A 6,330-nucleotide genomic window follows, 5' to 3' on the forward strand; every position below is an offset into this window, starting at 1 on the left:
TCAGAAAAGTGGCATGGAAATAGTTATCAATCTGTTAAACTTTTAGACTTATTAGTTTTGGTGAAATGATTCCTATTCATTTTCGTTTGCAAAGAAATAAGTGCTGGTATAAAAACAGGTAGCATAATGACAGTCAGGAGTGTTAAACCAATGATTACTACAGTAGCCATTTGAGTTAACGACAGCACACCTGCTGGATACATCGCTGCAAACGTTCCACATAAAATTGTAGCAGCTGAAATAACGACTTTACCCATTTGTTTTTTAGCAATTGCTAATGCTTCAATTGTTGTAAGTTCAATATTTTCTTTAAATCTCATCATTAAGAAAATACTATAATCTACTCCAAGTGCTATGATCATAATGAATGAAAAAAATGGAATGGTCCAAGACAATCCACTATATCCGAATACATGAACAAAAAGTAAATCAGTCATTGATAGAGCTGTATAATAACTTAAAATGAGTGATGCAATAATAAATATTGGTATCCAAAAGGCTCTCATAATTAAGACGAGCACGACGAAAATTCCTACTAACATTAAAATAATTGTGCGAGAAAAGTCATCGTTTGCCATCATATTTAAATCGTTATTTATTGAAGAAATTCCACCTATTGCATACGTTGTACCCTTTATGTTGGAAGATACAAGTTCACTTTCAATGACAGAGTTTAGTTGATTAATGACTGAAATTGCTTCTGTTGAATACGGATCTACAGATAACTCAACTGTCAATTTGAACGTATTTCTATCATCAGACATGTACGTATTTAGGACATCCTGATATTCTCCTTCAAGTAATTCTTCAGGAATAAAGAACGAAGAAGGGGCTTCAGCTTGTCTTACCTCATCTAAATAGTCGGTTGCATCTTGGAGTCCTACTGAAATTTCTTCTAACCCTTCCGAGCTTTTAGAGAGACCTTTTTCTAATTCATTCATTCCAGAAGATAATTCCTCTAGTTCATTCTTCAGTTGTCGCTGACCATCATTGATCATTAAAATTCCATTTTCTATCCCTTCCATATTTGTTAAGATTTCTGATTGTCCTTGGCTGCCAATTTCTAAGCCATCAGCAAGCTCTGAAGCTGCTTCGGTCAATTCATTCGATGCAGTCACTAATTGATTATGTCCTGCAATGATTTGCTCAAGGCCTTCGTTTGCTTGAGCAAACAAATCATTAGTCGAAGAAAATCGATTGTTTAGCTCTATCAAACCATCTGTTAAAGTTGTAGACTGTACTGCTAACGTATCAATGGCTGTATTCAGTGCCAACATATTTGGGTCAGATTTCACTTCTGGGTATGCACTTTCAATTTGAGTAACTAAGCTTTGCATTTCATTTGTTGTAGACTGAATGAATGCTAATTGCTTTTCCAAATTACCGTATTCATATGCAAATGAACCATATCCACTTTGAAGCTGTTCATAGTTTGCAAGTACCCCTGCCAATGATGTATCTAGCTTTGTTAAATTATTTTCTAAAGTTGCTACAGCATTTGCTAATTCTCTTGTTCCATGTACTCCAATTTCTGAGCCATTATTAACTTGCTGTAATGCATTTGTAAGCTGGTTCATATTATTTGCAACTTCTTCAGTGCCATTAATGAGCCTATCTAAATCAGCAAAATCTTTTGGTGACGAGAAATTCTCATTCGCACCTGATAATCCATTTGCAATTTCCGATAGTCCATCGTTAGCTGTTGATAAACCTTCGTTCACTTCACCTACTTGATCTTCAATATATAGCTCTGCTATTTTCTCTCCTTGTGGTCTTGTTGGACCGTATACAGTTTCCACTCCCTCTATATTCATAAGTGATGCAGTTAAATCATCGATGAGAGCTAACTTTTCATTAGAATCTAAGCTTTCATCAGTAGCAATAACAACCGTAGTAGGTAATGCTTTACCAGGAGAAAATTTTTCAGCAAGAATGTTAAAGCCTTGTACTGATTCATACGTATCACTTACTTCATCTATACTGTTATACGATAACTCTCCTTTAGACAATAGTAAAAATGGGATCGTAATCATAGCTACAATAATAATTGAAATAAGCGGACGAGCCATTGAAAACTTTCCTAATGTAGACCATAGTCTGCTTTCACCATTCCCTTTCTGCTTTTGCACTGGCCAGAACATGAATTTACCAATTACACTCATAAAAAATGGCATCATTGTGTATAACACAACTAATAAAGTAGCAACTGACACAGCTACAGCAACAGAGGATTGAAAAACAGAAAACTGAGCAAAACCTAATATACTAAAACCAATAAACACAGCTAAACCACTATATACAACTGTTTTACCAGCTGTTCTGTATGTGGTGACTATCGCTTCTGTTATTTCTTGATCATTACTTAGCTCTTCCTTAAACCTGCTTAATAGTAAAATATTATAGTCCGTACCAATACCGAATAAAACTAAGATTAAAAATGTCTGTGTAGTTGTTGAAAATGGGAAATCAAATGCATCAACTAAATGCGCTACAATACTTAATGAGCAAATATAAGTGAGAGCAACAATTAATAATGAAATGATCGGTGTGATTGGAGAACGAAATACGACAATAAGTACAAGGATAATAAAAATAACTGTGAAAAGTTCGGTTTTTTTAACACCTTCTCCTGTATTCTGAATTTGATCTTCATTAATAAATTCATTACCTGTTAAATAAGTCTTCACCTCACTATCATTTAATTCCTTTTGGATTTTTTCACGTACTTCACTCACTTTCTTTCCAGCTTTGTCTACACTGATAACCGCCATTACGGTTGTACCATCTTCAGAAACAAATTGATTTAATAATTCTTCGTTTTCAAAATGCGTAGCGATATGAGTGATCGCTAGTTCCCCTTGTTTGTTCTGTAAATTAGCTATTTGCTGCTCAATGCTATTTAACTGAGCTGATGTAAGAGGTTCATCTTCATGAAAGACGGCGACGACGTCTATATTTTCTTTATTTGTTGTCGTACCCTTCAGGTCATCTAGCAATTGATTAGACACAACTGATGAATATTCATCTGGTATTTTTGGCTGCCCCTTTTCCCTAACTAAATCATCTAAATTAGGCATCGTTGTTATTAATAAAGCAGATACAATTAACCAAAAAATAACCATTACCCAACGAAATTTAATGATTGTCTTCATCGAAATCCTCCTTCATTATCCATTTGTCCTTAATTTAACATTGAAAAATAAAACTAAAATGAAATAAAAATAAAAAAAAATAAACGTTTTAATTACAAAACGTTTATTGGTGAAAACGAGAGATAGGTAGTTTTATTTTAATGCCTAACCCACCTAGTCCTTTTGAGCGATATGCTGAAATAAAGCCGTCATGATTTTCTACGATTGACTTAGCAATCGCTAGTCCTAGTCCTGTACCTCCCTTTTCACGTTGTCTCGATTTTTCAACTGTGTAAAACTTTTGAAACAAGTATGGTATGTCACCTTCATCAACACCTACCCCATTATCTTCTATATTAATTACAATTAATGACTCTTCTATTGTGCCTTTCATAGTTATTTTTAGATCATTATTATATGCATGTTTAATTGAATTACTTATAATATTTGCAAACAATCTACGAAGAAACTTTTCATTTCCTAGAAAATATGTGTCGTCGTGAAAATCATGATCCCAATGAAAAGAATAATCTAAACCAGCCAACTCGGCTTCGTATTCTTCTCCTATTGACTCAAAAAACTTACCTATAAGAACGTCAAAGCGGTCCATTTCCTGTAGAGCAATTTCATTAGTAGAAAAGATTGAGAATTCATGTACTAACTCTGTCATATACAACGCTTTTTTTTGAGCTAATTTAATGTATTCCTCTTTTTGGCTTACTGTTTGATGTAATGGTGATACTGCTAGCTGGAGAAACCCATTGATTGATGTTAACGGAGTTTTTAAATCATGTGCTATCGACGACACCATATCAATTTGCTCTCGATATGCACGTTGAAGCCTTGCTTCTAATTCATAAAAGCGATGATAGAGCTCACCTATTTCATCTTTCCGAGTAGGATGTACCGTTGGAAGCTGTTTATGTAAACTAACCATCTTAAAACGGTTTATTAAATTGGTTATTGGGTTCGTAATTGTCTCGTGAAAATATAGTGTTAATAATATGAATAGAGTAAGATGGGTAAGAACAACAAATATAAAAATATCGATGGCTACTTGGAAAATTGCTTCATTTATTTCGTCGAGCTTACGCTCTATAGACATAAATAAAACGACCTCATTCGTATTTGGTGATTTAACAGGTAACCACCTATCACCTGTAGAAATTTCTTTTTCTATGTTGTCATACTCAAATAATATTTGCTCAAATGCTGGGTTTGTCAGTTTTATCGTTAATTGTTCCCTCTCTCCTAAATTCTTTAAATATGTCGTCATTTTTTGTTGATCAGGATATAATTTTCCTACTTCTTCAGCAATGTCTTCATGCTTTTCTATAAAACGTTCATTATTTGTAGATAAATCACTAGTAATTGAATCTCGAACATCGAGTTGTATGTACAATAAAACGATAAAAAAGAATACAATACCAAATATTAAAAACAATAATGGAATGTGATATTTTAGCTTCATAGCTTCACACCATCTAAAGTATATTTATAGCCAACACCCCATATCGTTTTTATATAATCATGATTTCTCCCAAGCTTTTTTCGAATATTTTTAATATGTACAGTCACATTGTTTAAATCACCAAAATCATCTCCCCAAACACGCTGATAAATCTGTTCCCGACTAAACACTTGGTTTGGATGTTGAGTGAAGAATAATAAGATTTGAAATTCTTTAGAAGATAATTGTAGTCTCTTTCCTTCTAGAAATCCTTCATACGAATTTTCATTTAACATAAGTGGTGTCTTAGCTATTGAGTGTGTAGGATAACTTTCTGATAACTCTTGTTTTAATCTTCCAATTTTCCGAAAGTGTGCCTTTACCCGCGCAGTTAGTTCATGTACATTGAAAGGTTTTGTTAAATAATCATCTGCTCCTACTTCAAGACCAACGATCTTATCAATATCACGATCTTTTGCACTAAGTAATAAGATCGGCATGTTATGTTGATCGCGTATTTTTTTACATACTTCAATACCATCCATTTCTGGCATCATAATGTCTAAAATAACAAAGTCAATTTTTTCTTTATCAATCATTTTCATTGCTTCTATACCAGAGTAAGCAAAAACTGTATTGAACCGCTCATATTTTAATGTTTCTACAATAAGCCTTACGATATCTTTATCGTCATCGATGACAAGAACAGTTTTTTCCAAAGGTCTCACTCCCGTAACCAATAAGTTATTTTATCCAATTTTAACATTTTAGCATGCTAATTACATATCGTCTTTACCACTCATATTTTCAGTCAAACAATCATTTTATCGTTGATCTATATTAAAGTAACTGGATATTACGAAGCTCTATCACACCATTGTGTAATCAATAAAGACGCAAGTAAATTAACAGCTGAGCTAAAATAGGAATAAATGTTAAAGAAGACTGATCTTTTCGTATAATTAGGATATTTAAGTTTCATAAGGAGTTGAGTGATGTATGTCAATACAAGTTTGTCCTTATTTGAGGGTGAACGAAAATGGGAATGAAGTCATACAACTTTATCAAAAAGCTCTGAATGCTGAAATCCTTTCTCACCAATCTTTAGGGGAGATGCTTGAAAACATCCATTATGCTATATCACATGAAGACAAAGACTTGGTTGGTTACGCTACCTTAAAAATAGGAGACTCAATCCTAATGCTTTCAGATACAGATCCAAGACAACCTTAACAAAGGGGAAATCATGTGAGAATATGTATTACAACAGAAGATGCTGAAGAGTCCAAGTAAATTTTTGATGTCTTAAAAGAAAATGGTACTGTTCATATGCGAGTGCAAAAAATCCCTTTTAGTCCTTGTTACAGAGTTGTAACGGATCAATTTGGTGTTACATTACAAATTTACACTAAAATTCAAAAATAACTAATTTAGTTAATTATGACTTTTTTGATCCCCCTTCGAGATCAGGTGTAAGATATTGAATAAAACCACATATTCCAAAAGTAAACCATGAAAACCTCAAATGTTACGGGGGGATCTTCACCTTCAGTTTTTATAACCGCAAAATGAAAAAGTATATGTGAACCTATCCAACTAATTGTTACACAATTTGATGGAGCATCCCTTATCTTAAATAGAGTACAAAACAAGCTATTAAGCCACCTTCGGTGACTCTAATGCCAAGTTAAGACTAATTAATGAAGACAAGTTTTGTTCTGTTCTTTTTGCCAATTCAGGAACTTTTGC

Annotated in this window: 4 protein-coding genes; 1 reads left to right on the forward strand and 3 read right to left on the reverse strand. The window is 33.4% G+C overall.

What is annotated here, in order from left to right; translation table 11 throughout:
• Positions 1-26: 26 nt before the first annotated feature.
• From ACSVDA_RS12090 to ACSVDA_RS12100, 3 genes are all read right to left on the reverse strand, one after another.
• A complete protein-coding gene (locus ACSVDA_RS12090) occupies positions 27-3,152 on the reverse strand; it encodes an MMPL family transporter (RefSeq protein WP_485883506.1) in 3,126 nt (1,041 codons plus the stop codon).
• 103 nt (positions 3,153-3,255) lie between these two features.
• A complete protein-coding gene (locus ACSVDA_RS12095; RefSeq protein ID WP_485883508.1) occupies positions 3,256-4,602 on the reverse strand; it encodes a sensor histidine kinase in 1,347 nt (448 codons plus the stop codon).
• Positions 4,599-5,300, reverse strand: coding sequence for a response regulator transcription factor (locus tag ACSVDA_RS12100; protein WP_485883509.1), 702 nt, complete (start codon positions 5,298-5,300; stop codon positions 4,599-4,601). Before ACSVDA_RS12100 ends, ACSVDA_RS12095 begins: the two co-directional genes overlap by 4 nt.
• 280 nt (positions 5,301-5,580) lie before the next feature.
• Here ACSVDA_RS12100 and ACSVDA_RS12105 point away from each other — a divergent pair, with 280 nt between their 5' ends.
• On the forward strand, positions 5,581-5,814 hold the full coding sequence (locus ACSVDA_RS12105; RefSeq protein ID WP_485883511.1) for a VOC family protein: 234 nt from the start codon (positions 5,581-5,583) through the stop codon (positions 5,812-5,814).
• The last annotated feature ends 516 nt before the right edge of the window (positions 5,815-6,330 follow it).

This window comes from Cytobacillus sp. Hm23 (assembly GCF_051842895.1).
Classification (GTDB): Bacteria; Bacillota; Bacilli; order Bacillales; family SM2101; genus Nanhaiella.